Genomic DNA, 23,684 nt, shown 5'->3' with positions numbered 1-23,684 from the left:
AGGTTATTCTCATGTCAAACAACGTTTCACCATGGGCTGCTTTTTCAGGACCTAACCTTGGCTATGTGATGGATATGTATGATTTGTACATCACATCACCTGAGGAAGTAGATGCAGAATTAGTAGCATTATTCGAACAATATGGCGCACCAGTAGTGGACGCTGCAACAACTACTACATCAGTAAACGCTGCACCAGTAGCGTCAGGTAATATTACAAAAATTCTTGCAGCTGTTCAATTAGCTGATGCAATCCGTGCATTCGGCCATCTTGCAGCAGATATTTACCCACTGCATAATCAAGCGGTTGATACAAAACGTATCGAAGCAGCTACTTATGGCTTATCAGATCAAGATTTAAAAGAAGTTTCCCCATCACTATTATTAAAAGACGTGCCTGCAAGCGTTAAAAATGGTCTTGATGCAATTAACTACTTAAAAGCAATCTTCACTGATAAAATTGCTTATGAATTCAGCCAAGTTGTTGGACAAGAGGAAAATGCTTGGATCCAATCTAAGATTGAAAGCGGTTCACTAAACGGCTCTCTATCAGCAGATGAGAAAAAAGAAGTATTAAATCTACTTAATAAAGTAGAAGGCTTCGAACAATTCATGCATAAAACTTTCGTAGGTGTTAAACGATTCTCTATAGAGGGCGTAGACGCATTAGTCGTATTAATCGATGAAATTATCCGTCGTTCTGAAACAAAAGGAACAAAAGATATCCAAATCGGTATGGCTCACCGCGGTCGTTTAAACGTGTTGACTCACAATGTAAACAAATCATATAAAATGATGTTAGCTGACTTTGCTCACGTACCAGGTGATGCATTTGTACCTAAAGACGGTTCTTTAATCGTAACTAAAGGTTGGTCAGGTGATGCTAAATACCATTTAGGTGCCAAATACAACTCACCAACTGGTAGCACAATCTCTTTAGCGTATAACCCATCACACTTAGAAGTTGTTTCTCCTGTAGTAAACGGTGCGACTCGCGCAGTTCAAGATGACACATCTAAACCAGGATTAGCAGTTCAAGACACTACTAAATCCGTTTCAATCTTAGTGCATGGTGATGCCGCATTTGCTGGTCAAGGTGTTGTAACAGAAGGCTTTAACTATGCCGGTACAAAAGGCTTTACTACTGGTGGATCTGTTCATATTATCGCTAATAATATGATTGGTTTTACAACTGAACGTTTTGATTCTCGTACGACTACTTATTCTTCAGATTCAGCAAAAGGTTATGAAATTCCAATCATCCACGTAAATGCTGACGCGCCAGAAGCAGTTGTTCAAGTTGCACGTTTTGCTGTTGAATACCGTGCTAAATTTGGAAAAGACATAATCATTGATTTAATTGGCTATCGCCGTTATGGTCATAATGAGATGGATGAACCAATGATCACAAATCCTGAAATGTACAATATTGTACACAAACACGAAACGGTTCGCGCTTTATATGGCAAACAATTAGTGTCTGAAGGTGTGGTTACTGACGCTGATGTACAACAGTTACAAGCAGATATTAAAAACACATTACAAACAGAACTTGATGAAGTCCGCGCGACTAAACAGTCAAATGAAGTGGACCATACAGCTCCTAAAGTCGTACTAGATGGCTTCCCAGAAGTTGAAACGGGTGTAACTGCTGAACGCTTAACAAAAATGAACGAAGAACTATTAGCTTTCCCAGCTGAATTCAACGTTTTCAAAAAATTAAGCAAAATTCTTGCGCGTCGTCAAGATCCATTTGTAGGTAAAGGTAAAATCGATTGGGGTCATGCTGAAACACTTGCATTTGGTACGATTATCCAAGATGGTCATCCCGTACGTATTTCTGGTCAAGATGCACAGCGTGGAACATTCGCTCACCGTCACTTAGTATTACATGATGAAAAAAATGGTGACGAATTAACAATGCTTCATAACATTTCAGATTCACATGCGTCATTCACTGTAGTGAATAGCCCATTATCTGAAGGTTCAATTCTTGCATATGAGTTTGGTTACAATGTTGAAAATCCAAATGCATTATCAATTTGGGAAGCTCAATACGGTGACTTTGCAAATATGGCACAAGTAATTTTTGATAACTTCATATCAGCTGCACGCGCTAAATGGGGCGTTAAATCTGGTTTAGTTATGCTATTACCACATGCAGCAGAAGGTCAAGGTTCGGAACACTCATCTGCTCACTTAGAACGTTTCTTACAATCATCAGCAGAAAATAACTGGACAGTTGCGAATGTTTCAAGCGCAGCAAACTACTTCCACTTATTGCGTCGTCAAGCAGCAATGTTAGGTACAGATGCAATTCGCCCATTAGTATTAGTATCTCCTAAATCATTACTACGTAATCAAATCGTAGCAGCGACTGTAGAAGAACTTTCTACTGGTAAATTCGAAACAATTATCGAGCATCCAACTACTGGATCAAATGCTAAAAAAGTTGAAAAACTTGTCTTTGCTTCAGGTAAAATGGCAATCGATATCGCAGAAAAAGTAGGTGATGGTACAGACTTCGACCACTTACACTTAGTACGTGTTGAACAATTATACCCATTCCCATCAGAAAAAATTGCAGCAATTATTGAAAAATTCCCGAATGTTAAAAACTTAGCTTGGGCTCAAGAAGAACCTAAAAACATGGGTTCATGGTCATTTGCTGACCCATACCTACGCGACCTTGCTGGTAAAAAAGCAGTCAGCTATGTAGGACGTCCAGAGCATGCTTCACCAGCTGAGGGAGATCCAGATTCATTCAAAGTAGCTCAAACTATTGTGATTGAAGACGCAGTATCTAAATAACCAATGGTTTTCATATAATCGAGGAGGAACAATTAAAATGGCTGAAATTATCGTACCAGAATTAGCAGAATCAATTACAGAAGGCGAAATCGTTCGTTGGGTAAAACAAGTAGGAGACACAGTAGAAAAAGGCGAATTCATCGTTGAATTAGAAACTGATAAAGTAAACGCTGAAATCATTTCTGAAGAAGCGGGTGTTCTTACTGAAATCCTTGCTCAAGAAGGCGACGTAGTAGAAGTTGGCGCTGTTATCGCAAAAGTAGATGCAAATGCAACAGCGGCAGCACCAAAAGAAACAGAAACACCAAAAGCGCCAGAAGCGCCAAAAGAAGCACCAAAAGCACCAGAGGCGCCAAAAGAAGCACCAAAAGCGCCAGTTGCTGAAGAATCTTCTTCAAATGAACGAATCATTGCTAGTCCAGCAGCACGCAAATTAGCTCGTGAAAAAGGAATCGACCTTGCAGCAGTATCTCCAGTAGATCCACAAGGCCGCGTTCGCGTTCAAGATGTTTCAGCTCACGGTACAGCACCAGCAGCACCAGCAGCTAAAGCAGCAGCACCTGTTAAAGCAGTAGACGAAGCACGCGTTGAAGCAGTGAAAATGACTCGCCGTCAACAAACTGCAGCACGTAAATTACTTGAAGTATCACAAGGCACTGCAATGCTTACAACATTCAATGAAATTGATATGTCAGCAGTTATGGCATTACGTAGCCGTAAAAAAGATGCATTCCAAGAAAATCACGATGGTACAAAACTTGGATTCATGTCATTCTTCACAAAAGCAGTAACAGCAGCGCTTAAAAAATACCCAGCAGTGAACGCAAAAATTGTTGGTGAAGAAATTCACTTCAACAAATTCTTTGATATCGGTGTTGCCGTTGCAACTCCGGACGGTTTAGTTGTACCAAACGTACGCGACACAGACCGTAAAAACTTTGCTGAAATCGAAGCAACAATTGCTGAATTAGCTGTTAAAGCACGCAACAAAAAATTAGCATTATCTGATCTTGAAGGTGGTTCATTCACTATTACTAACGGTGGTATCTTTGGTTCACTAATGTCTACACCAATCATTAATGGTGACCAAGCTGCGATCCTAGGCATGCACAATATTGTGAAACGTCCAATCGCAGTAGGCGACGAAATTGCGTTACGTCCAATGATGTATGTAGCACTTTCATACGATCACCGTATCATCAACGGTAAAGAATCTGTTGGATTCCTGAAAATGGTTAAAGATCTTCTTGAAAACCCAGAAGATTTATTATTAGAAGCATAAGAAAAGCCTTACGTATCAAGGGTTTGAAGCACTTCTAAAAATAGAGAAAAAGAGAAAGCCTCCGAGAAATCGGAGGCTTTTTTTATGTCGTTTTATTGCTTTTTGGGGCTTGTGACTATATTTTGACTATATGAACTATTTTTTGTTGGTTCATTTAAGAAGTTTATGAGCAAATCAGTCGTTTTTTCAACTTGTTCTGTAGTCACGTGAGTATAGACATTCATCGTCGTTTCGATGTGGGCATGGCCAAGTAGTTTTTGAACGACCTTGACATCGACACCAGCCGCAAATAAAAGGGAAGCACATGAATGACGAAGACCATGTACAGTAATTCTAGGTAAGCCATATCGTTTACAGAGTTTAGTTAATACTTCATTCGTGTAAGAGTTACGAAATGGATCAAAAGAAGTTTCTTTGATGAAAATGAACTTCTCTTTTGGCTGAACATTGTACTGCAGACGTAACTTTTTATTTTGTCGTATAAGATCCTTTAATGCCTGATATGTTTCATCGTCTAAATGGAGTTCTCTAATCGAAGTTTTTGTTTTCGGTTTTAAAATTTGATAAGTGTGATCGGCACGATAAAAGAGTGTTTTATTAATCGTGATATTTTGAGTTTCATCATCAATATCTTTTTCTTGCAGGGCGAGTAGTTCACCTTTGCGCATACCAGTTAAAAGGAGCGTTCGAAACATTGTATAGTATTTTAAGCTTTCATTATTCTTTAAGTGTTCAAGAAATAAAAGCGATTGTTCTTTGTCCCAAAATTTCTGCAAAGAATCTTCTTCTTCAAAGAAAGTATTTTTCGGATAGACTGTATTAGTGAAAGAGGATGATTCAATGTAATTATTTCTTACTGCATAATCAAAAACATTACGAGCTTGAATTACAATTGGTTTGTAAGATTTTAATTGAGTGGCCATAAAATCAATATAAGCTTGGCAATCTTTTTTAGTAATGTCTTTTAATCTTTTTTCACCAAACTTAGGTAGAATCCATTTATTGAAATCAACAGATTTACGATAGACTGTAGAAGCTTTTAGATGTTTAGAATACTCGTGTTCGAATTCTGTGAAGATTTGTCGAAAGGTACAGTGTGATTTAGTATTTAGTCTGACTTTCGAATCTTCCATTTCTAATTTTCTTGCGACAATCTTTGCATCATTTAGTTTTTGAAAGCCACGTCTAGTAGTCAATTTCTTTTCTAATGTGACTGGATCTGTAAGATAAAGTCGAATCATCCAAAACTCGCCCTTAGCAGTTTTATATTTCGAGAATGAAGCCATAGTAATTCCTCCTTATTTGTAATTACTTAAATCCTAACACCAATAGTCAGTAGTGGTTGGTAGTTTTTTATCAGCTATATATGTATTTTGTGAGCCATTATGTACGTAATTATCTAAAAAGTGATTAAGGCGTTTACAAGCAAACTTCAGGCTTACTTTGAAAGTCTTTTGTAAGAGGGTGACTGCCTGGTAGTAATCATTCGGTAAATTAAGTTCTAACAACATAAAAGTAGGAATAGCAGCGTGAAGTGCAAAGTTATTCGCTTTGTATTCTTGATACTGTATAAATTCCGTTGGTAACTTCATCTGATCCCCAGCATGATAAAGTATATGAGCCAATTCATGACAAAAATCTTCCCACTCTGTATTAAGCAGAATAGAGCGTTTTAAGAAGATACAGGGACGTTCATTATGAATGAGTGCAAGACTTGAATCCTCCCACCAGAACAAGCGTATATGCAGTTTATGGGCTATATCCTCAATATTTAAATGCTTAGGCTTTTCTAATTTTAATGTACTGTATAAATGTTTTATATTGTCTTCTAAATAGTTCATAATAATCCCTCACTTTACCAAACATATGTTCTGTTTGATTATAAAGGAAAACCCTACTTTTGGAAAGTAGGGTTCAAGTACATTCTAAAATAATTTCATCGCTAATATGTTGATTTAAACCTTTTATTTGGTTTACTGTATGCCAAGGAGAGTTTTTTGTATGTGTAAGTTCAACTAATTCCCAAGCAGTGAATGATTTATATTCTAGAACTGTTTCTTCTATTATCTGTAATATTTCTTTACCATGTTCTGCTGATAAAATTCTCATTGCTATAGGAGTTATTCTATTTTCAGGAGTGTGTATAAGCTCATTATCATCTTCTTTACTTAAATAGATAGGTGTTTTTCCATAGCTTTTGTATTCATCATAGACTTCTTTAACGACAGGTCCATGTTGCCATGTTAAGATACGCTCTGGAAATATACTTATATTTTTTTGTGTAAGTGTTTTTTCGTAAACTAAATATATTAATTTTTGAAGTTTTAAATGTGTAGTAGCTCCAAAAGATAAAATAGCCTTAGCAATATCTAAAGCTTTCAGATTTTTATCGTAGTCTGAAATATTTAAGAAATCGGATTCTTTTATAGCAATTACTTCAGTAAAATATGGATCGAATTTTACAACAGATTCCCAAGTGTCATCATCAGTAACTACTCGATGGATACCAAGTTGAAGGTTGTTATGCTTTCTTTCATAACGAGATAAAAAAGTTTGTATTTTTTTATTATCTAATTGTTCACTACTATAATGCCATGCAATTCTAACACCTCTAGAATATACACTTTTAATGGCTATAAAATGTTGAAAGCGCATAACTATTCCCCCTTTGTTGATTCTGAGCTAAAAAAGCTGATTGATGGCCATTTGGTGTAACCTTGTTTGTACTCTTTATGTGATGCAAAGTTTTTTTCTGCATCGTAATGATTCCAAATCTGCAATTCCCAAGTTTGTCATTGAAACTTTGATTAGTAATATCATTATATTCCATTCCCTCAGTAATAATTCGAAACCTAATAAATCATTTAAACACTTATTAATATTAACTTGACCCTGTTCAGCATTTTCATTATTGTATTTTAAAATTTTTGAAATCCTAGAGTCAGGTTCTTTTACTCTGTTTTCCATGCTAAATTTATTAGTTATATCACTACAATAATCGGTGAATTGAAGCCTTACTAAAGAATCACAATAACTTGACATATATTCGTAAAAACAGTTTTCTATAGTATTATTGCTACAGATATCTCTGATTTGTTTTTTTTAAAATTAAAAGGGTCACTTTGATTTTTTAACCATTCTTCAGAGAATGTTTTATGAAATATGTTAATAGTCTCAGCAGCTTTAAAAACTGCATTAATGTCGTTTATCAAAATGAACCTCCTAAATGAGTAGTTTACATTTTTTTTAGTGCCTTCTCCATCTGTCTTTCATTTGCTCTTACAGCATCGCTACCAGGTTTATCTACCCCACGGTATAGATATTTTGTATTTTGATAGAAATCAAACGAAAAATCGTTTTGTGGTGTATTTACTTTTCCTATATAGCGGTTAATTACGTTTGCTTTGAAGATGTTGGTAAGCATGTACTGATCGTTAGTAATATCAGCATCATATTTTTTCGTTTTATATTCTTTAATAATTTCTTTTGTAAATTCTTTAACTTCTTTTTCATTGGTTTGATAATCTTTAGCGTAAATCATGACAGCATCATACTTGTCAGTAGGGCTACCGTTTAATTTAGCTATTTTGTTAATTTCTTCTTTCCATGAAATTTCTTTTTTCTTTTCAGTTTGAGCTGCAGGTTTAGAATCTGCACTTTTCGTATTCTTCGTTCCTGAATTAATAGCCCCAACAATAAATAGTACAAGTGAGATAGCTATGATAATGCTTGAATTTCGCTTTGAAGTTTTCTTGAAAAGAGCGAGGATTAATAGAATAACCCCAATTGAAATCCCTAAAAAACCTAAAACTGATAAAAATGTTCCCATCCTTAAAACTCCATTCGTTATTAAATTGTAATTCAAAAGAAAATGATATAAATAATAGAAAAATATTAATTCTATATACCTATCGAGTGGCTAAAAAAAGAAGCACAAGTAAATTGTGCATCTTTGTTATGTATTAATTAAAGTTAAATACATATTAAGATAGAATTGAATTTATCGAGAAGAATAATGTATTTATTAAGGTAAAATAAATAAAAAAATAGACTTAAATAGCTCGGTAAAATAATGTATTAGTTAAAGTTAAAAAAATAATAAACTAAATTATTTAGTTATTCGGCAAGTTAAATAAATTTATAGATCTCCATTATCCTTCAATATCTCCCACATCTTACGCAGGCGACGTAAATCTTCTTCTTTTGATTCAGGTAATTCCTTGTACCACTTTTGTAATGATGGATCATTAGCAAAAGCTTCGAAATTTTTATCCTCTTTTGAGAAAACAGTAGAATCATCTGAACGACCTAAGAGATAGTCAGTTGAGACTTCTAGATACTCGGCCATTTCATTTAATGTTTTAAAGTCTGGTTCGCGTTCATCACGCTCATACATTCCAATAGCGCTTTCACTAAGTCCAAATATTTTACCGAACTCTTTCATTGAATGTGGAGTTTTTTGTTTTCTCAGTTTACGTAACCTAGATCCAAACGTACTCATATATCCAACTCCTAACTAATTATAAGTAATTTTAACACGAAATGTGTTAAATAAAAATAAATAACACGAAATGTGTTGACAATACAAAACGTGTTGTTGTAATATGTATTCATAAGCAACACGAAATGTGTTGGAAGGAGGTTGCTTATGAATAAAGATAAGATTGGTGAAAAACTAATTGAATTAAGAGGTTCTCAAAAAAGAGAAGATGTTGCTGAATCAATAGGTATAAGTATTAGTGCCTTACAAATGTATGAGAATGGGCAACGAATACCTAGAGATTGTATAAAGATTGAACTGGCTAAATATTATCAAACTACAGTTCAAGATATATTTTTTAATTAAAAACAACACGAAATGTGTTGTAGGAAGCGGTGGAGAAATGAATGAATTGAAAACGTTTATGTATGACGAGCAATCAGTTAGAACATTGTTTGCATCAGATGGTGAAACATTTTTTGTCGGAAAAGATGTTGCTGAAGTTCTAGGTTATAGCGATTTAAATAAAGCAATTGCAATGCATGTAGAAGATGAAGATAAAAAACTCAACGACAAATCATCTTCGAATTTCGGTCAGCGCGGTGCAACTTTAATAAATGAATCAGGATTATACAGTTTAATCCTTTCATCAAAATTACCAACAGCCAAGAAATTCAAACGTTGGGTTACAAGCGAGGTCCTACCGAATATCAGAAAGCATGGAACTCATATGACACCAGAAACTATCGAGAAGGTTTTAGCAGATCCGAACACGATTATTCAGATTGCTACGCAGCTTAAAGAAGAACGAGCGAAGCGTATGCAAGTAGAAGTAGTTCTAGAACAACAAAAACCTAAAGTATTGTTTGCACAGGCGGTTGAAACGAGTGAAACTTCAATTCTAGTCGGTCAACTAGCGAAGTTACTTACTCAAAATGGCGTAAAAATTGGGCAAAATCGACTTTTCGCTTTATTGCGCGATCAAGGTTATCTCGGTAAAAAGGGTGCGCATTACAATGAACCAACTCAATATGCAGTTGAGCGTGGCTGGTTCGAAGTAATTGAAAGAGCAATTCCGAAACCCGACGGAAGTGTTGTAGTATCACGTACAACAAAAGTAACTGGTAAAGGTCAAATCTATCTTATTGATAAATTACTGGCGAAGGTGGTGTAAACAATGACACCTGAATCTTTAATGCAGCAATTAGATGAAACATACTTTGTACAAAAACTTGAACTACTTGTTCAGCAAGCGTATGAACAGGGAGTAATCGCAGGTCAAACTCGATATAACTACCCACCTGTTTTAAAACGTGAAGATTTATCGGCCATTTTAAATATTGCAATGCCAACTGTAGATAAGCTTCTAAAAAATCCATCATTTCCAAGATTGCGAGAAGTACGTGGACGTTATCCGCGTGACGCAGTTTTTAAGTGGATCGATGATAATACAGAGGTTTTAAATTCCTTCTATTAGTAATTTTAACTTAAATTTGAAATCGTGACGGTAGATTTTTAGATATAGAAATAAAAAAATGTGAACGAAAGGAGATTGTTTCATGAAAAAAGTGGGCGAAATCATGAAAGAACTTAGAGCAGATAATACACAGCAAAAACAGGCTGTAACGATGTCGGTAGCAAGAGAAACAATCTCGCACTATGAAACATCGAAAGACAAAGTAAACGCAGGTGTAGCACGTAAATACGCTGAAAAATACGATGATCCAAGACTTGCGATGACAATTCAACAACAGTACACACGAACAGGTGCAATTCTATTGGATGGTGAAAATGCAGACTTACATCGCTCTGCAGTAAAGGAAAAGACGTTGGAGGAGTTAGAAGAAGCGTTTAATCGTTTACGAAAGACGAGCTTAGTCAAACCACTTGCAGCTATGGAGTTGTTTGAGAAACAGGAGTTGCGTGAAGCGTTAGAGGAATTGGTTGAAGCAAATACAGCTATTAGTAATTTAGTCGCGGTAGTTTGTATGGAATCAAAAATCAGTTACACAGAATTGTATGCAGATCATTACAATTACCTAATTTCAGAAGGACTATTAAAGGGGGATTTATCATGTTAGAAAAATTCAAAGTAGAAGATGCTCAAAAGGCGCAGTGGTTATACGATTCAGCGGAGGACACACTTGCAGAAATTCAAACGTTCTTAAAAGCTGGTCATTATGCTGCAGCAGAAATCGCAACGGAAGAACTTCACGACAATATTAATCAGATCCGTATGCTTTCAAAAGCCAAAAAGGACCATGATCGTCTCGTAAGGCTTGCAAAGTCATTGAAGGATAAAAATATTCAAGCGGAGGTTATCTCATGTACTTCGACACATTCGATTTAATTCTAACTGCAGTATTATCATCAACGGTCACTGCGGTTGCTCTAAGTTTGCAATTTGCAGTGAAGTTAAAAAAAGCTAGTCATTAATTAGGGGGATTTATCATGGCTGAAATAACATGGATCAAGCTCAAAACAGATATGTTCGAGCATGACAAAATCAAATTGATTGAAGCATTACCAGATAGCGATACGATTCTCATCATTTGGGTGAAATTATTAGCAGCTGCAGGTAAAGCAAATTCAAATGGGTACATTATGCTTTCGGAAAAAATTCCTATGAATACCGAGGAGATGGCCACGATCTTTAACCGACCAATAAATACTGTACGACTTGCTCTACAGACGTTTAACCGGTACGGAATGATTGAAACAGAAGGTGAATCGATTCGCATTAAAAATTGGGAAAATCATCAGAATATCGATGGTATGGATAGGGTGAAGCAATTAAATGCTGAACGTAATCGTAAATATCGTGAACGTAAAAAACTAAATTCTTTACCCGAACCAAAGAGTGACGTTAGCGTGACGTCACGTGACGGTACAGATATAGATAAAGAATTAGATATAGATAAGAAAGAGAAAAGAGAAGATATAGATAAAGAATTATCATGCAAGCATGATGACGCATATAAGCAAATCATCGAATATCTTAATTCTAAAGCTGGTACATCATTCAGAAGTACGTCTAAATCAACTCAATCTCTTATCAAAGCAAGACTGAATGAATCGTTCACTGTTGAAGATTTCAAAACAGTCATTGATAAAAAAGTCTTCAGTTGGCTACAAGATCCAAACTTCAGTAAATATTTAAGACCTTCAACTTTGTTCGGAACAAAATTCGAAAGTTATCTAAATGAAAGGGTGAGAGGTTATGAAGGCAATAGCACAGGCATTACCAAAGTCTATTCAGATGACATTAACTTCTAATGAATGTTCGTTACATGCAAAGCCAGTTCCGTTAATGATGATTAATGGTGAAGAACTTTGCCCAGCGTGTCAGATCGCCAAAGAAAATCAATCTTTTGAACAAAGCTTTCAAAAAGAAATCTTAGATCGCGCAGCTAAGAAGAAGAAAAACACTTTGTATATGCGTTCAGTTTTTGCAGACGAAACGATTCGTGAAGCTAGTTTTGGCAAATTCTTTGCTGAATCTAGTGAGGAATCAAAAAATAAAGATTTGGCAGTACAATCTTTCAAGCATTACAAATCAGGTAAAACATTCACTACATTGCTTCAAGGCGACACAGGAGTTGGCAAGTCGCACTTGGCCATGTCCATCTTACGCAATTTAAACGAGAAGTTAGATGTTGAGTGTGTATTTATTAGTGTTCGAGAGATGATGGCGAAAATACGTGATTCATTCGACAACAAGGAATCAAAGTTCACGCAACTTTATTTCGTCGAGATGTTATCGAAAGTGGATTACCTTTGCTTAGATGACTTAGGGGCAGAAACAGGGGCTATTACGACGAATAAAACCGCAACAAACTTCACACTAGAAGTTCTGACGGCAATCTTAGAAGCTAGACAGTCGAAATCGACGATCATCACTTCAAATTTGTCACGTAATCAAATGGAATTAATGTACGACAAAAAGTTAATTTCTCGTTGCCTTAAAAATATTGCGGTCATCAAGTTCACAGATACTCGTGATAAAAGAATTTCAGTCTTCGATCTATCGCAGGAGGTGTAGTCATGGCACATTCATCAGCACATACGCAATTTGCGAGTGGTAATGGAGTTGGACTAATGCGTTGTCCTTATCCGAATTGTGGCCACTCTAACACAATCATCACAAAAGTACATTGTCGTATGCATCATCAAATGGAAAGGGAAGTCTTGTTTGAGCAATATGGCAAGCCGACTAGGGTGCTATTGAATTATGGAAATCTTAAATAAAGTACAACAAGATCTACATAAATTGCGTGAAGAAATCTTAAAAACATTGGAGGGAATTGAGGATGACAAACGTAATGAAGCCAATTTTAATGGGGTTTGATGGTCCAGAACCACTTGCAATCGTAATTGTAAATCGAGTTGCTGGCAATCGATTCAAGAAAGTTTGCTACGATGCAGCAGAACTTCAAGTAGTTTTCGAAATGTACCCAACTAGCGAAGGTTATGTGCTAGAAGTGTTGATGTCAGAACCACTTGAGGAGGTGGTTTGATTGGATAAGATTTTCGCTTTGTACAAAGGAGAAAACTGGGTTTGGGATGGTACGATTCAGGAATTGGCAGATTACACAGGGAAGCCTTTAGGGACTTTACGCTGGCTACAATATGATTCGGTAAAAGCACGCGAATTAGCTAAAAAAAATTATAAAGGCTTTTGGTTAGAACCTATCGAGGAGGAATCGGTATGAATTTAAAATATCAAGGTGTTAACTCACGCGGTCGTAGAGAATGGCTAGATACTGATTTAAATCAGGCAGTGGAAGAATGGCAAAAAGAGCATTACGAAACGTGCGTAACTGAATTGGAGGAAATGCTCAATCGAAAACTTTCGAAAAATGAATTACAGCATATTTTATGGTTAAGTGGCTGGGATAAAAGCACGATTGATACGTTTAGAGGACTATTTATAGATTTAAAGGAGTGAAGGAAATGGAAAAATATAAATGTACGGTAGAAAGAACAGATTCGTTCATCATTGAGTTTGACGAAAGTGTTATGAACGAGGAATTTTTGGAAGGTTTTAGAGCAAGTTTTTATGACGTATATGATTTAGAAGAACTTTCTGAACATATTTCCCAATATATTGCACGTTTTGGAGTTGAATATATCGAAGGTCTTGGTTGTCCTTTGATAGATGGTAAAAAACCTTATTTTGTTGAAGAAAGATTTATTAATCCAGCAATCAACGTGAAACGAGTTATTGAAGATGAAATTGAAACTTATGCTAATCAAATTAGATAAGTCATATAACAACAAAAATACTAAGGAGTGAAAAAATTGAGAAACCAATTACATGATGAGCAAGTTTGTCCTTATTGCGAATATGTTGTAGAACAACACGAAGCGAACTATGACCAGGATGAGGAAGAAATTACATGTATCAATTGTGACAAAGTGTATGTGTCTAAACCTCAATGGAAATTAGAAGGATGGATTATTGAAAAGCAATGTGAAACCTGTGGTAAATGGACAGACGAAGGATACACCCCTTGCGAATGTGATGAATAACGAGTATTTATTCTGTTTAATACCAAAATACTTAATTAAAGGAGAATGAACATGGGAGAACAATTAGATTTATTCGGAGTTCTGTTTGAAATGAAGGCGGTCGATAAGATTCGACAAGAGATTGCAGGGTTAAAGGAGTTGGATTATATACACACTTGCCTTTGCATTGTAGAGCGAGGATCTAAAAGCAATTACGTCGTTAAAACAGATGACTTTGAAAAATGTTTCAGAGATACAAATGAGTTGCTTCATTTTGTAGAACTTGGATCAGCACATGGTTGGGAAAATGTACATGGATTTTAAGACAAAAAAATAAAGCATTAGAGATTTCCTCCAACGCTTAATTGATCTTGGTAAATTAATTATAGCATAGGAGGAATTGCTTTATGGCAAATTTAGAGAAACAAATTGATTTAACAAAAGATGCGGTTTACATAGTTCGAGGTGGCAAGCTAATTCAGATTGATAATCCTCCTTTGGGTTTCGGAAAACAAGAGATTAGCTGGCAAGACGGTAAACCTACACATGTTGATTTTAAATATAGCAGGAAATTGTAAGTAATTCATAATGTTTAATGCATTCTTCTTGTGGTAATATAGCTGTATGGTGGAATAATTTAAGAAATGGGGAATACTATATGAAATTTACAAATATAGGCCCAATTAAAAATGCTAATTTAACTTTAGGGCAACTGACGATTTTTAGTGGAGGTAATAATCAAGGGAAAACTTATATAACATATGCAATTTATGGTGTTTTAAAAGAGCTAACTGCAAGATACGAATTATTAGATGTAGAACAAGCAGAGATTTTTCTTTCAGAAAATAAATATACTTTTTCAAAAGAAGAATTTAACAAAGCATATGCTAATTTTATCGTATCAACAATTAGAAAAAGTTCAAATCGAATTTTGAGTAAAGTATTTAGTTCTGGAATAAAAACTTTTGAAGACTCTGAAATTCTATTAGATCCGCAAGAGGTAATTGAAATGATTGGTTTAACTAGAACTGAGCATTTTAGAAAACAAATTGAATTCCGAAATATTTTATTTATTTTTGAACTAGCAGAAAAAACAATTTCAGTATCGTATCTTAAAAAAAGTCAGAATTCAGGTCTGAATACAGAAGAAATGTTACCTGAAGAATTTACACTAGACAGACGATTTTTAAATATGGTCTTTTCTTTAATCATTCAAGATTATATTTCAAATAGTTTTAACTATATTTATGTACCAGCGGAACGGACAGGTATTAATGTTTTTTCAAAGGAATTACATAATGGTAGAGCTAATTTTATAGATGACTTGAGTACACTTGATGAAGATGACGAAAAGATTATTAAGTCTATTAGAGAGAGAAAATCAACGTATCCACAACCTGTAGATGAATATGTAAAATATTTAAATAGTCTAGAAGATTACGATATTATGATTAATGAATCAAATAAGATTTCACAGATTATTAGAGACAAAATGATAGGTGGTCGATTTGGTTTTGACAAGGAAAAAGGAACTGCCTACTTTAAGCTAAAGGATGACAGTAAAGTATCCTTGCATATGGCTTCTTCATCTGCAAAGTCATTGTATGGGCTTGATTATTATTTGGATAGTATTTTAGGTGATAATACTAATAATTTTATTATTATTGATGAGCCAGAAATTAATTTACATCCCTCAAATCAAATAGAGTTTGCAGTTTTGATTAATTATTTAATTGAATCAGGAGTGAATTTAATTATTTCAACTCACAGTGACTTTTTAATGAAAAAATTAGCAAATCTTGCACTATTAAACAAAATAAAAAAACAACCAGGTATTTCAAGAGAGAATACGAAGATATATAATTTTGAAAATCAAACATTATCAGAAATTGATTATTTCAACAAAGACAATGTATTTGAAAATTTTGATAAAAATTATCAGAATTTAGAAAATGAATATTTTAACCTTGTAGATTTAATGCATGAGGAAATAGAAGATGAATTATGATGCAATCACTGACATTAAAAAAATTGAGGGTAATAAAGTTCAGCTTTCAGAGATTAATGAAAGCGTAAATTATTCTACGGCATTAAGAATTGCTTCAAACAAACAAACAGATCTATATCTAATTGATTTGCCAATTGTTAAGAGTAAGTCTCTATATTTGACAGATGAGAAACGCAAAGATTGTGATTTTGTGATTATGGATATACTCAGAAAGAAAGTTTATTTTATTGAGCTGAAAAGCAGTACAGATGCTGCTAGTTCTAAACATATAAATGAACAGCTTCTATGTGGTGAGTTTTGGTGGAAACACCTTGCTTTTTGTATGAAAATTGATTCTAATGAATATGATGGTGTTAAATTAGTGATATATGTTAACTCTAAAAACAAACGAAATTTCGGTAAAGTTGATCTAAATGAACAATATGGATTTTATCGAGGATATGGAAAGAATGTATTTATAGATTAGCTTATCGGAAAAACCGAGAGCAACAGATTTACGCAGTTAATGCGTTTATTTGTTGCTCTTTTTTTGTTATCAAAAAGGGGGAAATAACATGAACGAATTGTTACTTGAATATAAAGAAACACTGAAAAATACAAAAGCACTACTAAATAGATTGAAAGAGAATGAAGCATGTGAAGAAGATTTATCTAATGTTCGTTCGTGGATCAGTAACTTAGAGTTCACAATTAAATGGATCCGTACAGGTCGACAGCCAGGTGCAACACGTGCGATTGAGAGGCGTGCAGCTTATGACAGAGAAGTGCCAGTCGAACCTTATTGGATTCAACTAAATAAAGATTCAAATGTAGAAGTATTTGAAATAGAAGTGTCAGAAGAAGAAATCGAAAAAGATGAAATGAAACAAGATTTAATAAAAGAAATAATGAAAGTTCTGGATAAAAGAGAAAAAGAAGTATTTGAGATGAGTTCAAATAAACTCTCTCAATATAAAATTGCTGATATGTTAGGGATATCAAGAGATGAAGTAAAAGTAATTATTTCAAGATGTAAAAGGAAAATTAAGAATGAAGGGTGGATTCTTGTATAATGCGATATGTTCAACCGATTAGAGATATGGATCAAGTACAAGAATTTATGGAGTATCTTGATGAAAAAAATAAAAGGAATTTTATTATGTTTATGTTAGGAATTAATTTAGGTTTACGTATTTCAGATGTTTTGCAATTAAGAGTGAAGGATGTAAGAAATAAAGCTTCAATAAAGATATATGAAAAGAAAACAGGAAAGTATAAGCAAATGATAATAAGTGATGAATTAAGACGTGCGGTTAAAGAATATACAAAAAATATGAAGCCTTATGATTTTCTATTACAGAGTAGGAAGAAAACTAAAACAGGTGGTCAAAAGCCTATCAGCAGAGTACAGGCATATCGAATAATGAAAGAAACTGCAGATGCAATAGGATATACAGGTGATGTAGGAACGCATACAATGCGTAAAACATTTGCTTATCACTTCTACCAGCAGACAAATGATGTTGCCACACTTCAAGCGATTTTTGGACATAAACGTCAATCGGATACATTACGCTACATAGGAGTAGAGCAAGAGAAAGTTGACCAAGTAGTAAACAATTTATTTAGAAGAAGGAAAACTAAACAAAAATAAAGTAGCTAAAGTTGTTATTATATCAACAACTGTTATTATTTTTTAATCTATGAATGTTACATAACTTAGATTCTTGTACATTCAAAATGAAAAAATATAGAGATGTTGATACATCAGTGTTTTAGTGCCTGTTAGTGAATGTAACACTCAATAAGATATGTTACATTGGCACATGAAATAATCCCAAAAGCACGCTTATAGTGTAAGGGTAACAACTTACGCCATGTTAATTCCTCCTGTTTAACATAGTTGATTAGGTGATTGGCAGATAATAAGGCGATTAGATGCGCTTTATTATCTGCATATTACTAATATGTTTTGATACAGGCACACAACAATGCTCACTCGCAACCCCTATTGGATGTGTTCATAACAAGCTGGAAAGAGTTGTGTGTCTGTATGAAATTATATTGAAAGGGTGTTATGGAATGAGTAGAAGAACAATTCATTTTAAGAATGGCAAGACAATCACTGTTATTGGTGATGTAGTTCTATATAGTCCAACAATGGATAAGGTCCGTAAGACGGATAATAATGCACATTATGTTAATCAAGAAGAAGTATTATTTCTAACCAATGATGATAGCAATGCTTAAACATACTACAGAAGCTAAGAAGCTATACAAAAGCGCAGCATGGAGAAAGTGTCGTGCATCTTATATTGCATCAGTACATGGCTTGTGTGAGCGTTGTGATGAACCTGGTTATATTGTTCACCATAAGACTTATATAAATAGTGAGAATATTAATGATCCAACAGTGACATTAAACCATAGAAACTTAGAGTATCTTTGTCAGCCTTGTCACAACAAGGAACATCATGAAAAGCATAGTCCAGTAAGATACGGTATGGGGTTTGATAGGGAAGGCAATTTGATAGAAGTAAGAAGGTAATACCCCCCTTTCATTTTTATAAATTGGAAGTCATCGGGGACCGAGAGGGGAGCTTCAAAAAATGCACAAGTCGCGCGCGAGCCCCCCCACCCCAAGAATAATAAAAAGTAGGTGGATTTAGTGGTAGTTAAAAAAGTTTATACAAAAGCTGAAAGAATTACTCGCGAGGAACGTCGATTAAAAAGAAATTACAAAGACATCCAAAAAGACAAGTCGGCGGTTGTCGAAGGTCTGATTCGTCGTGCCGCATTTATGCGAGCAACGCTTGAAGATATGGAAATCGATTTAGATAACGGTGGCTTTGTTGAAATGTTTGCACAGGGCGACCAAGAACCATATGAAAGGGAACGTCCAGTCGCAAGGCAATACCAACAAATGAATAAAAACTATCAGTCGATTCTCAAACAACTTTCTGACTTGCTTCCTAAAGAACCACCAAAGCAAAAAGAAGATGATGGCTTTGACAGCTTTGTGATGCAATGTGGTTAAATATCCGATTGCTTATAATCCAATTATTGAATACTACAATAAAATGGAGTCAGGCAAAATCGTTGAAGGTTTTAAAGTGAAGCGGATTTATAAAAAGTTAGTCGATAATATTTACGAACAAAATAGTCCATTTGAATATCGTCCAGAGCGTGCGAATCATGCCCTTGAATTTGTAGAAAATTATTGTAAGCATTCAAAAGGTAAATGGGGAGGTAAATCCATTGAGTTAGAATTATGGCACAAGGGATTGATTGCATCGGCATTTGGTTTTGTTAGTAAATCAGACGGCACACGCAAATTAGCTCATTACTTGTTTTATTATATCAATTAACCCGTTATTGTATAAGAAGGCTTTGACTTTTGCTTTTCTTAAAATAGCGTATAATGTAGGTTGGTATAAAAATCAGGAGGCATTTGAAAATGAAAAATCACGAAATAGATTATGCAATACATGGCGACGATATGCAGTTCATTTCTGTGGAACTAGATCCTAATGAAACGGTTGTGGCAGAAGCAGGTAGTTTAATGATGATGGACGATCATATAAAAATGGAAACAATATTTGGTGATGCATCTGACAACCAAGGATCGGGTATTATGGGTAGGTTGATGGGGGCAGGGAGAAGATTAGTAACAGGTGAGGGTCTTTTCATGACGACTTTTACTAATATCGGACAAGGAAAGCGCAATGTATATTTTGCAGCTCCATATCCTGGTCAAATTGTCCCAATGGATTTGAGTAAGCGCAACGGAAAAATTATTTGTCAAAAAGATGCATTTTTAGCTGCAGCAAAGGGTGTATCAGTGGGTGTGGAATTTCAACGCAAACTAGGTGCAGGCTTTTTTGGTGGTGAAGGTTTTATCATGCAAAAACTTGAAGGTGATGGTATGGCCTTCATTCATGCAGGTGGAGCTATTTGTGAATATGAATTAACACCTGGAGAAGTATTAAAAGTAGATACAGGGTGTTTAGTTGCGATGACACAAGATGTTAACTATGACATACAGGCAGTTGGAGGAGTAAAAACAGCATTATTTGGTGGTGAAGGGCTATTTTTTGCTACTCTTTCTGGTTCAGGTACAGTATGGATTCAATCGCTCCCATTTAGTCGCTTGGCTAGTCGTGTCTTTGCAGCGGCACCAGCATCAAAAGGTGGGGGCGGTCAAAGTTCAGATGAAGGTGGTATTGGTGGTATATTTAATTTATTAAATCGTTAGCCTAAAATAAAGGATTTATTGCGTATAGCAATAATCCTTTATTTTTGACTATACAATAGTAGAAACTCATTTTTAGAATGAATAAAGGAAATTTAGTGTCTTAAAATAGCTGAGAAATCTTGGCTTTGTAATATAACTTCGTTTATTATAATAAATAAATTTTATAAAATGAAATTTTTTACCGAAATGAAGTTTTTTCAGTGTGAAATGAACAGAAGAAAGTGTCATTTTAATAGTTAAATTCCCTTATATTGGATAATGTAAATCGCTTCATAACAATATCTCTATCTAAACAGATGGTTAACTTGCAGAAAAAACCCATAATTCCCCATCTCTTGTCATCTCCCTGTAATGTTGCCGATACTGAACTGTCACCTGTGTGCAACTTCCACTTGGTATAGTGTTGTTAGTTAGTAAAACCGAGGAGGAAATTTCACAATATGAAGAAACAACTTATCGCAATTACAGGTGCCATCGCACTATCAACAGCAGCATTCGCAGGTACAGCGTCAGCCAAAACAGTAACAATTCATGCAGGTGACACTTTATCAGGCTTAGCTCAAACACATGGCACAACAGTGAATACATTAAAACAACTAAACGGTCTGACATCAGACTTAATATATGCAGGCGCACCAATTGAAGTAGGCGGAAGCAATGGGCAAGCTACACAAAAAACAGCTTACCAAGCACCGGTTCAAAAACAAACAACGTATAAAGCACCGGTAAAACAAGTGCAAACACAAACAACATACAAAGCACCCGTACAACAAAAACAAACATACAAAGCACCGGTACAACAAAAGCAAACGTATAAAGCACCGGTCCAAAAACAAGCAACAACAAAAGCATATACAGGTTCAAGCTCATCAGCAAAATCATGGATCGCGAATAAAGAATCAACAAATAATTACAATGCACGTTCAGCAACAGGCAAGTATATTGGGAAATATCAATTAGATAAATCTTATTTAAATGGTGATTATTCACCAGCAAATCAAGAACGTGTAGCAGACAAATATGTAAAAGATCGTTACGGTTCATGGAGTAACGCAAAATCAGCATGGCAACAAAAAGGCTGGTATTAAGCCTACCGAATAAATAAGTAACCACCTCAAGCACATCGCTTGAGGTGGTTTTTTGTCATGTATCATATTATTAAATAGTAGTATGAAAATAATTAATCTATTTTTGATTTATTATAACTATGTAGCTTTAATTCACCTGAAAGGTATTCTCCAAGATATATCTCTTTAATAGTTTGATAGCCAAGATGCTGAACTTTTTCAATTAACCATTGTTCTTCTTTATTGATAATTTCGAGAAGATCACTATTGATTTGTCCATCTACAATGATAGGGTATCGAATATTTTCATCGCCATATTCAATAATTGTCAATTGTCCATTTTGCTCTAATACGGCTCTTTTTACAACTTCAATTTCATAAATATTTGTTGAGCGTAATTTAAACATCAATTCATTTGCAGATAATCCGCAACGTAAACACTCTGCAACATCTACTTGTCCATCTTTTATAAGTGATATCGGTCGTCCATCTACTATTTTTTTTATAAAACGATTATGATCACGTGAAAATTTAACGATTAACACAAGTGTCGTCCAAATAATGAGAACAAGTACAAATTGTAAAATCGAAATGGCTTCATTATATATCACACCACCGATTATTCCACCTAGTACATAATTTTGTACTTGATCTAAAGCTGATGATGGAGCTAAATTCCCTTTTCCCATTAAATTAATTTGAAAAATGAGACAAATAATACCTAGTGAAAATTTTATAATAATTGGTCCATAAACAAGAAACATAGTTGCCTCCCTATTTAATTATATTAATTTTTGAATGAGCTAAAAAAGTTTCTTCTAAAGTAAATGATTGCTGTGTAGAGCTTAATACTAATAAATAATAATGATTATCCATTTTAATGATGACCTCATCGTTTAAAGAAGGTGAATTTACATAAAGGCTGTCTAAATCAACTCCATAGGTTGCAGCGACTTGTTCTAAAATACTAAGCATTTGTGTTGATTGTGTATGTTTATTTTCATTTTGAGTATAGTTATTGTATTGTAATCCAGATAAAAACAGTAAAATTAAAAATAAAATAATACTTAAATCTCGATATTTTGTATCCATTTTCCTTCTAATATATAAACTAAACACAATAATTAAAAAGATAAGAGCACTGAAAATGAGTATATACTTTAAATAGTCTTTAAAAGCAGATTGTGAATTTAAATAGTCTGTTCCGTAGAAATCCATAATACCCTCCAAAAATGATTAAGTATTTAAATAGTACCCATAAATCGTTTCTTTCATGCAAATAAACAAAATCAATGCATGCTTCATCACAGCATGAGCGTATTAATTATTAGTTAATTCCTAAATAATGGTTTTCTCAATTAGTTGTTCTACCTATGTTTCAGCATAATGATGAGGGGAATCGGTAGATTAATGACAAATTTTACCTATTGATGTCATATTATTGTAATACAGTAGAGATGATTTTGTCATCGCTATGAATTATTCAGAAGGTATAGTGTTGTTAGTTAGTAAAACCGAGGAGGAAATTTCACAATATGAAGAAACAACTTATCGCAATTACAGGTGCCATCGCACTATCAACAGCAGCATTCGCAGGTACAGCGTCAGCCAAAACAGTAACAATTCATGCAGGTGACACTTTATCAGGCTTAGCTCAAACACATGGCACAACAGTGAATACATTAAAACAACTAAACGGTCTGACATCAGACTTAATATATGCAGGCGCACCAATTGAAGTAGGCGGAAGCAATGAACAAGCTACACAAAAAACAGCTTACCAAGCACCGGTAAAACAAGTGCAAACACAAACAACATACAAAGCACCCGTACAACAAAAGCAAACGTATAAAGCACCGGTCCAAAAACAAGCAACAACAAAAGCGTATACAGGGTCAAGCTCATCAGCAAAATCATGGATCGCGAATAAAGAATCAACAAATAATTATAATGCACGTTCAGCAACAGGCAAGTATATTGGGAAATATCAATTAGATAAATCTTATTTAAATGGTGATTATTCACCAGCAAATCAAGAACGTGTAGCAGACAAATATGTAAAAGATCGTTACGGTTCATGGAGTAACGCAAAATCAGCATGGCAACAAAAAGGCTGGTATTAAGCCTACCGAGTAAATAGTAAAACCGCTTAAGCAATATATTGCTTAAGCGGTTTTTTTGTAGTAAGAAGTGCAATATAATAGATCCATTATGTATTAAATACCGAGCATCAATATAAATGACTATTAAAATGGCTTTAATGAGAAAAAATAATTAAAGAAATTGATTTGC

The 23,684-nt window shown here is 34.6% G+C and carries 34 protein-coding genes and 1 pseudogene; 28 read left to right on the top strand and 7 right to left on the bottom strand.

Going from position 1 to position 23,684, the window contains the following annotated elements:
- The first annotated feature begins 11 nt into the window (after window positions 1-11).
- Together DEX24_RS03220 and odhB are read left to right on the top strand one after the other, a co-directional pair.
- Entirely contained in the window at window positions 12-2,810 is a 2,799-nt protein-coding gene (locus DEX24_RS03220) for a 2-oxoglutarate dehydrogenase E1 component (protein ID WP_109304966.1), read from the top strand.
- Window positions 2,811-2,847: 37 nt separating this feature from the next.
- The gene (gene odhB / locus DEX24_RS03215) at window positions 2,848-4,092 is read left to right on the top strand and encodes a 2-oxoglutarate dehydrogenase complex dihydrolipoyllysine-residue succinyltransferase (protein ID WP_109304965.1); all 1,245 of its coding nucleotides are present in this window, start codon (window positions 2,848-2,850) and stop codon (window positions 4,090-4,092) included.
- Window positions 4,093-4,184: 92 nt separating this feature from the next.
- Here odhB and DEX24_RS03210 read toward each other — a convergent pair whose 3' ends face one another.
- The 5 genes from DEX24_RS03210 to DEX24_RS03190 all read right to left on the bottom strand — a co-directional run bounded on the left by DEX24_RS03210 (window position 4,185) and on the right by DEX24_RS03190 (window position 8,593).
- Complete coding sequence (locus DEX24_RS03210; protein ID WP_109304964.1) at window positions 4,185-5,378, bottom strand: tyrosine-type recombinase/integrase; 1,194 nt, start codon at window positions 5,376-5,378, stop codon at window positions 4,185-4,187.
- 33 nt (window positions 5,379-5,411) lie between these two features.
- Window positions 5,412-5,933: an ImmA/IrrE family metallo-endopeptidase gene (locus DEX24_RS03205; protein WP_109304963.1), complete on the bottom strand. Its 522-nt coding sequence runs from the start codon at window positions 5,931-5,933 to the stop codon at window positions 5,412-5,414.
- 73 nt (window positions 5,934-6,006) lie between these two features.
- Complete coding sequence (locus DEX24_RS03200; protein ID WP_109304962.1) at window positions 6,007-6,747, bottom strand: Panacea domain-containing protein; 741 nt, start codon at window positions 6,745-6,747, stop codon at window positions 6,007-6,009.
- 580 nt (window positions 6,748-7,327) lie between these two features.
- Window positions 7,328-7,921, bottom strand: coding sequence for a hypothetical protein (locus DEX24_RS03195; protein WP_109304961.1), 594 nt, complete (start codon window positions 7,919-7,921; stop codon window positions 7,328-7,330).
- Window positions 7,922-8,230: 309 nt separating this feature from the next.
- The gene (locus DEX24_RS03190) at window positions 8,231-8,593 is read right to left on the bottom strand and encodes a helix-turn-helix domain-containing protein (protein WP_109304960.1); all 363 of its coding nucleotides are present in this window, start codon (window positions 8,591-8,593) and stop codon (window positions 8,231-8,233) included.
- Window positions 8,594-8,740: 147 nt separating this feature from the next.
- On the opposite strand from DEX24_RS03190, the gene DEX24_RS03185 reads away from it, so the two are divergent.
- The 25 genes and pseudogenes from DEX24_RS03185 (at window position 8,741) to apf (DEX24_RS03070) (ending at window position 21,413) form a co-directional block, all read left to right on the top strand.
- Window positions 8,741-8,938: a helix-turn-helix transcriptional regulator gene (locus DEX24_RS03185; RefSeq protein ID WP_109304959.1), complete on the top strand. Its 198-nt coding sequence runs from the start codon at window positions 8,741-8,743 to the stop codon at window positions 8,936-8,938.
- A gap of 37 nt (window positions 8,939-8,975) precedes the next feature.
- Complete coding sequence (locus tag DEX24_RS03180; protein WP_109304958.1) at window positions 8,976-9,746, top strand: phage antirepressor KilAC domain-containing protein; 771 nt, start codon at window positions 8,976-8,978, stop codon at window positions 9,744-9,746.
- A gap of 3 nt (window positions 9,747-9,749) precedes the next feature.
- Window positions 9,750-10,049 carry a hypothetical protein gene (locus tag DEX24_RS03175; protein WP_109304957.1) on the top strand — a complete coding sequence of 100 codons (300 nt, stop codon included), beginning with the start codon at window positions 9,750-9,752 and terminating at the stop codon, window positions 10,047-10,049.
- A gap of 82 nt (window positions 10,050-10,131) precedes the next feature.
- Window positions 10,132-10,653, top strand: a complete 522-nt coding sequence (locus DEX24_RS03170; RefSeq protein WP_109304956.1) for a helix-turn-helix domain-containing protein — start codon at window positions 10,132-10,134, stop codon at window positions 10,651-10,653.
- A complete protein-coding gene (locus tag DEX24_RS03165; RefSeq protein ID WP_109304955.1) occupies window positions 10,647-10,922 on the top strand; it encodes a hypothetical protein in 276 nt (91 codons plus the stop codon). The genes DEX24_RS03170 and DEX24_RS03165 overlap by 7 nt, the downstream gene beginning before the upstream one ends.
- A 101-nt stretch (window positions 10,923-11,023) precedes the next feature.
- Window positions 11,024-11,848: a phage replisome organizer N-terminal domain-containing protein gene (locus DEX24_RS03160; RefSeq protein WP_109304954.1), complete on the top strand. Its 825-nt coding sequence runs from the start codon at window positions 11,024-11,026 to the stop codon at window positions 11,846-11,848.
- Complete coding sequence (locus DEX24_RS03155; RefSeq protein WP_109304953.1) at window positions 11,793-12,614, top strand: ATP-binding protein; 822 nt, start codon at window positions 11,793-11,795, stop codon at window positions 12,612-12,614. Before DEX24_RS03160 ends, DEX24_RS03155 begins: the two co-directional genes overlap by 56 nt.
- Window positions 12,615-12,616: 2 nt before the next feature.
- Window positions 12,617-12,820, top strand: coding sequence for a hypothetical protein (locus DEX24_RS03150; RefSeq protein WP_109304952.1), 204 nt, complete (start codon window positions 12,617-12,619; stop codon window positions 12,818-12,820).
- A gap of 62 nt (window positions 12,821-12,882) precedes the next feature.
- Window positions 12,883-13,089 carry a hypothetical protein gene (locus DEX24_RS03145; RefSeq protein ID WP_109348753.1) on the top strand — a complete coding sequence of 69 codons (207 nt, stop codon included), beginning with the start codon at window positions 12,883-12,885 and terminating at the stop codon, window positions 13,087-13,089.
- Window positions 13,090-13,284, top strand: a complete 195-nt coding sequence (locus DEX24_RS03140; protein WP_109304950.1) for a hypothetical protein — start codon at window positions 13,090-13,092, stop codon at window positions 13,282-13,284. It begins immediately after the preceding gene.
- Window positions 13,281-13,520, top strand: coding sequence for a hypothetical protein (locus DEX24_RS03135; RefSeq protein WP_109304949.1), 240 nt, complete (start codon window positions 13,281-13,283; stop codon window positions 13,518-13,520). The genes DEX24_RS03140 and DEX24_RS03135 overlap by 4 nt, the downstream gene beginning before the upstream one ends.
- Window positions 13,521-13,525: 5 nt before the next feature.
- Window positions 13,526-13,837 (top strand): hypothetical protein, encoded by a 312-nt coding sequence (locus DEX24_RS03130; RefSeq protein ID WP_109304948.1) that lies wholly within the window; start codon window positions 13,526-13,528, stop codon window positions 13,835-13,837.
- 36 nt (window positions 13,838-13,873) lie between these two features.
- Window positions 13,874-14,104, top strand: coding sequence for a hypothetical protein (locus tag DEX24_RS03125; protein WP_109304947.1), 231 nt, complete (start codon window positions 13,874-13,876; stop codon window positions 14,102-14,104).
- Window positions 14,105-14,155: 51 nt separating this feature from the next.
- Window positions 14,156-14,407, top strand: a complete 252-nt coding sequence (locus DEX24_RS03120) for a hypothetical protein (RefSeq protein ID WP_109304946.1) — start codon at window positions 14,156-14,158, stop codon at window positions 14,405-14,407.
- Window positions 14,408-14,490: 83 nt separating this feature from the next.
- Window positions 14,491-14,661, top strand: coding sequence for a DUF3954 domain-containing protein (locus DEX24_RS03115; protein WP_109304945.1), 171 nt, complete (start codon window positions 14,491-14,493; stop codon window positions 14,659-14,661).
- An 80-nt stretch (window positions 14,662-14,741) separates the two neighbouring features.
- On the top strand, window positions 14,742-16,091 hold the full coding sequence (locus DEX24_RS03110; RefSeq protein ID WP_170112823.1) for an AAA family ATPase: 1,350 nt from the start codon (window positions 14,742-14,744) through the stop codon (window positions 16,089-16,091).
- Window positions 16,081-16,557 (top strand): hypothetical protein, encoded by a 477-nt coding sequence (locus DEX24_RS03105; protein ID WP_109304943.1) that lies wholly within the window; start codon window positions 16,081-16,083, stop codon window positions 16,555-16,557. The genes DEX24_RS03110 and DEX24_RS03105 overlap by 11 nt, the downstream gene beginning before the upstream one ends.
- Window positions 16,558-16,645: 88 nt before the next feature.
- Entirely contained in the window at window positions 16,646-17,143 is a 498-nt protein-coding gene (locus tag DEX24_RS03100; protein WP_109304942.1) for a sigma-70 family RNA polymerase sigma factor, read from the top strand.
- Window positions 17,143-17,724, top strand: a complete 582-nt coding sequence (locus DEX24_RS03095; RefSeq protein WP_109304941.1) for a site-specific integrase — start codon at window positions 17,143-17,145, stop codon at window positions 17,722-17,724. Before DEX24_RS03100 ends, DEX24_RS03095 begins: the two co-directional genes overlap by 1 nt.
- 428 nt (window positions 17,725-18,152) lie before the next feature.
- Window positions 18,153-18,320 carry a hypothetical protein gene (locus DEX24_RS17100; protein WP_170112822.1) on the top strand — a complete coding sequence of 56 codons (168 nt, stop codon included), beginning with the start codon at window positions 18,153-18,155 and terminating at the stop codon, window positions 18,318-18,320.
- The gene (locus DEX24_RS03090; RefSeq protein WP_109305099.1) at window positions 18,313-18,618 is read left to right on the top strand and encodes an HNH endonuclease; all 306 of its coding nucleotides are present in this window, start codon (window positions 18,313-18,315) and stop codon (window positions 18,616-18,618) included. Before DEX24_RS17100 ends, DEX24_RS03090 begins: the two co-directional genes overlap by 8 nt.
- 120 nt (window positions 18,619-18,738) lie before the next feature.
- Window positions 18,739-19,107 carry a hypothetical protein gene (locus DEX24_RS03085; protein WP_109304940.1) on the top strand — a complete coding sequence of 123 codons (369 nt, stop codon included), beginning with the start codon at window positions 18,739-18,741 and terminating at the stop codon, window positions 19,105-19,107.
- 43 nt (window positions 19,108-19,150) lie between these two features.
- Window positions 19,151-19,405: pseudogene (locus DEX24_RS03080) on the top strand (terminase large subunit); the annotation flags it as partial.
- Between the two features lie 122 nt (window positions 19,406-19,527).
- Window positions 19,528-20,325 (top strand): TIGR00266 family protein, encoded by a 798-nt coding sequence (locus tag DEX24_RS03075; RefSeq protein WP_109304939.1) that lies wholly within the window; start codon window positions 19,528-19,530, stop codon window positions 20,323-20,325.
- A 440-nt stretch (window positions 20,326-20,765) separates the two neighbouring features.
- Complete coding sequence (gene apf / locus DEX24_RS03070; RefSeq protein ID WP_109304938.1) at window positions 20,766-21,413, top strand: aggregation-promoting factor; 648 nt, start codon at window positions 20,766-20,768, stop codon at window positions 21,411-21,413.
- Between the two features lie 92 nt (window positions 21,414-21,505).
- On the opposite strand, the gene DEX24_RS03065 is transcribed toward apf (DEX24_RS03070), so the two are convergent.
- The gene (locus DEX24_RS03065) at window positions 21,506-22,156 is read right to left on the bottom strand and encodes a DUF421 domain-containing protein (RefSeq protein ID WP_109304937.1); all 651 of its coding nucleotides are present in this window, start codon (window positions 22,154-22,156) and stop codon (window positions 21,506-21,508) included.
- A 10-nt stretch (window positions 22,157-22,166) separates the two neighbouring features.
- A complete protein-coding gene (locus tag DEX24_RS03060) occupies window positions 22,167-22,610 on the bottom strand; it encodes a DUF3290 domain-containing protein (RefSeq protein WP_109304936.1) in 444 nt (147 codons plus the stop codon).
- 317 nt (window positions 22,611-22,927) lie between these two features.
- Here DEX24_RS03060 and apf (DEX24_RS03055) point away from each other — a divergent pair, with 317 nt between their 5' ends.
- Complete coding sequence (apf, locus tag DEX24_RS03055; RefSeq protein ID WP_109304935.1) at window positions 22,928-23,515, top strand: aggregation-promoting factor; 588 nt, start codon at window positions 22,928-22,930, stop codon at window positions 23,513-23,515.
- Window positions 23,516-23,684: the final 169 nt, after the last annotated feature.

This window comes from Kurthia sibirica, from assembly GCF_003143975.1.
GTDB lineage: Bacteria > Bacillota > Bacilli > Bacillales_A > Planococcaceae > Kurthia > Kurthia sibirica.
The sequence above is the reverse complement of the archived record's forward strand: the minus strand, read 5'-3'. Positions and strand labels throughout refer to the sequence as shown.

What these genes read in the sequence shown, in the direction of transcription:
- DEX24_RS03220 (WP_109304966.1), top strand. Translation starts at nt 12, where the DNA reads ATGTCAAACAACGTTTCACCATGGGCTGCTTTTTCAGGACCTAACCTT.
- odhB (WP_109304965.1), top strand. Translation starts at nt 2,848, where the DNA reads ATGGCTGAAATTATCGTACCAGAATTAGCAGAATCAATTACAGAAGGC.
- DEX24_RS03210 (WP_109304964.1), bottom strand. Translation starts at nt 5,378, where the DNA reads ATGGCTTCATTCTCGAAATATAAAACTGCTAAGGGCGAGTTTTGGATG.
- DEX24_RS03205 (WP_109304963.1), bottom strand. Translation starts at nt 5,933, where the DNA reads ATGAACTATTTAGAAGACAATATAAAACATTTATACAGTACATTAAAA.
- DEX24_RS03200 (WP_109304962.1), bottom strand. Translation starts at nt 6,747, where the DNA reads ATGCGCTTTCAACATTTTATAGCCATTAAAAGTGTATATTCTAGAGGT.
- DEX24_RS03195 (WP_109304961.1), bottom strand. Translation starts at nt 7,921, where the DNA reads ATGGGAACATTTTTATCAGTTTTAGGTTTTTTAGGGATTTCAATTGGG.
- DEX24_RS03190 (WP_109304960.1), bottom strand. Translation starts at nt 8,593, where the DNA reads ATGAGTACGTTTGGATCTAGGTTACGTAAACTGAGAAAACAAAAAACT.
- DEX24_RS03185 (WP_109304959.1), top strand. Translation starts at nt 8,741, where the DNA reads ATGAATAAAGATAAGATTGGTGAAAAACTAATTGAATTAAGAGGTTCT.
- DEX24_RS03180 (WP_109304958.1), top strand. Translation starts at nt 8,976, where the DNA reads ATGAATGAATTGAAAACGTTTATGTATGACGAGCAATCAGTTAGAACA.
- DEX24_RS03175 (WP_109304957.1), top strand. Translation starts at nt 9,750, where the DNA reads ATGACACCTGAATCTTTAATGCAGCAATTAGATGAAACATACTTTGTA.
- DEX24_RS03170 (WP_109304956.1), top strand. Translation starts at nt 10,132, where the DNA reads ATGAAAAAAGTGGGCGAAATCATGAAAGAACTTAGAGCAGATAATACA.
- DEX24_RS03165 (WP_109304955.1), top strand. Translation starts at nt 10,647, where the DNA reads ATGTTAGAAAAATTCAAAGTAGAAGATGCTCAAAAGGCGCAGTGGTTA.
- DEX24_RS03160 (WP_109304954.1), top strand. Translation starts at nt 11,024, where the DNA reads ATGGCTGAAATAACATGGATCAAGCTCAAAACAGATATGTTCGAGCAT.
- DEX24_RS03155 (WP_109304953.1), top strand. Translation starts at nt 11,793, where the DNA reads ATGAAGGCAATAGCACAGGCATTACCAAAGTCTATTCAGATGACATTA.
- DEX24_RS03150 (WP_109304952.1), top strand. Translation starts at nt 12,617, where the DNA reads ATGGCACATTCATCAGCACATACGCAATTTGCGAGTGGTAATGGAGTT.
- DEX24_RS03145 (WP_109348753.1), top strand. Translation starts at nt 12,883, where the DNA reads ATGACAAACGTAATGAAGCCAATTTTAATGGGGTTTGATGGTCCAGAA.
- DEX24_RS03135 (WP_109304949.1), top strand. Translation starts at nt 13,281, where the DNA reads ATGAATTTAAAATATCAAGGTGTTAACTCACGCGGTCGTAGAGAATGG.
- DEX24_RS03130 (WP_109304948.1), top strand. Translation starts at nt 13,526, where the DNA reads ATGGAAAAATATAAATGTACGGTAGAAAGAACAGATTCGTTCATCATT.
- DEX24_RS03120 (WP_109304946.1), top strand. Translation starts at nt 14,156, where the DNA reads ATGGGAGAACAATTAGATTTATTCGGAGTTCTGTTTGAAATGAAGGCG.
- DEX24_RS03115 (WP_109304945.1), top strand. Translation starts at nt 14,491, where the DNA reads ATGGCAAATTTAGAGAAACAAATTGATTTAACAAAAGATGCGGTTTAC.
- DEX24_RS03110 (WP_170112823.1), top strand. Translation starts at nt 14,742, where the DNA reads ATGAAATTTACAAATATAGGCCCAATTAAAAATGCTAATTTAACTTTA.
- DEX24_RS03105 (WP_109304943.1), top strand. Translation starts at nt 16,081, where the DNA reads ATGAATTATGATGCAATCACTGACATTAAAAAAATTGAGGGTAATAAA.
- DEX24_RS03100 (WP_109304942.1), top strand. Translation starts at nt 16,646, where the DNA reads ATGAACGAATTGTTACTTGAATATAAAGAAACACTGAAAAATACAAAA.
- DEX24_RS03095 (WP_109304941.1), top strand. Translation starts at nt 17,143, where the DNA reads ATGCGATATGTTCAACCGATTAGAGATATGGATCAAGTACAAGAATTT.
- DEX24_RS17100 (WP_170112822.1), top strand. Translation starts at nt 18,153, where the DNA reads ATGAGTAGAAGAACAATTCATTTTAAGAATGGCAAGACAATCACTGTT.
- DEX24_RS03090 (WP_109305099.1), top strand. Translation starts at nt 18,313, where the DNA reads ATGCTTAAACATACTACAGAAGCTAAGAAGCTATACAAAAGCGCAGCA.
- DEX24_RS03075 (WP_109304939.1), top strand. Translation starts at nt 19,528, where the DNA reads ATGAAAAATCACGAAATAGATTATGCAATACATGGCGACGATATGCAG.
- apf (WP_109304938.1), top strand. Translation starts at nt 20,766, where the DNA reads ATGAAGAAACAACTTATCGCAATTACAGGTGCCATCGCACTATCAACA.
- DEX24_RS03065 (WP_109304937.1), bottom strand. Translation starts at nt 22,156, where the DNA reads ATGTTTCTTGTTTATGGACCAATTATTATAAAATTTTCACTAGGTATT.
- DEX24_RS03060 (WP_109304936.1), bottom strand. Translation starts at nt 22,610, where the DNA reads ATGGATTTCTACGGAACAGACTATTTAAATTCACAATCTGCTTTTAAA.
- apf (WP_109304935.1), top strand. Translation starts at nt 22,928, where the DNA reads ATGAAGAAACAACTTATCGCAATTACAGGTGCCATCGCACTATCAACA.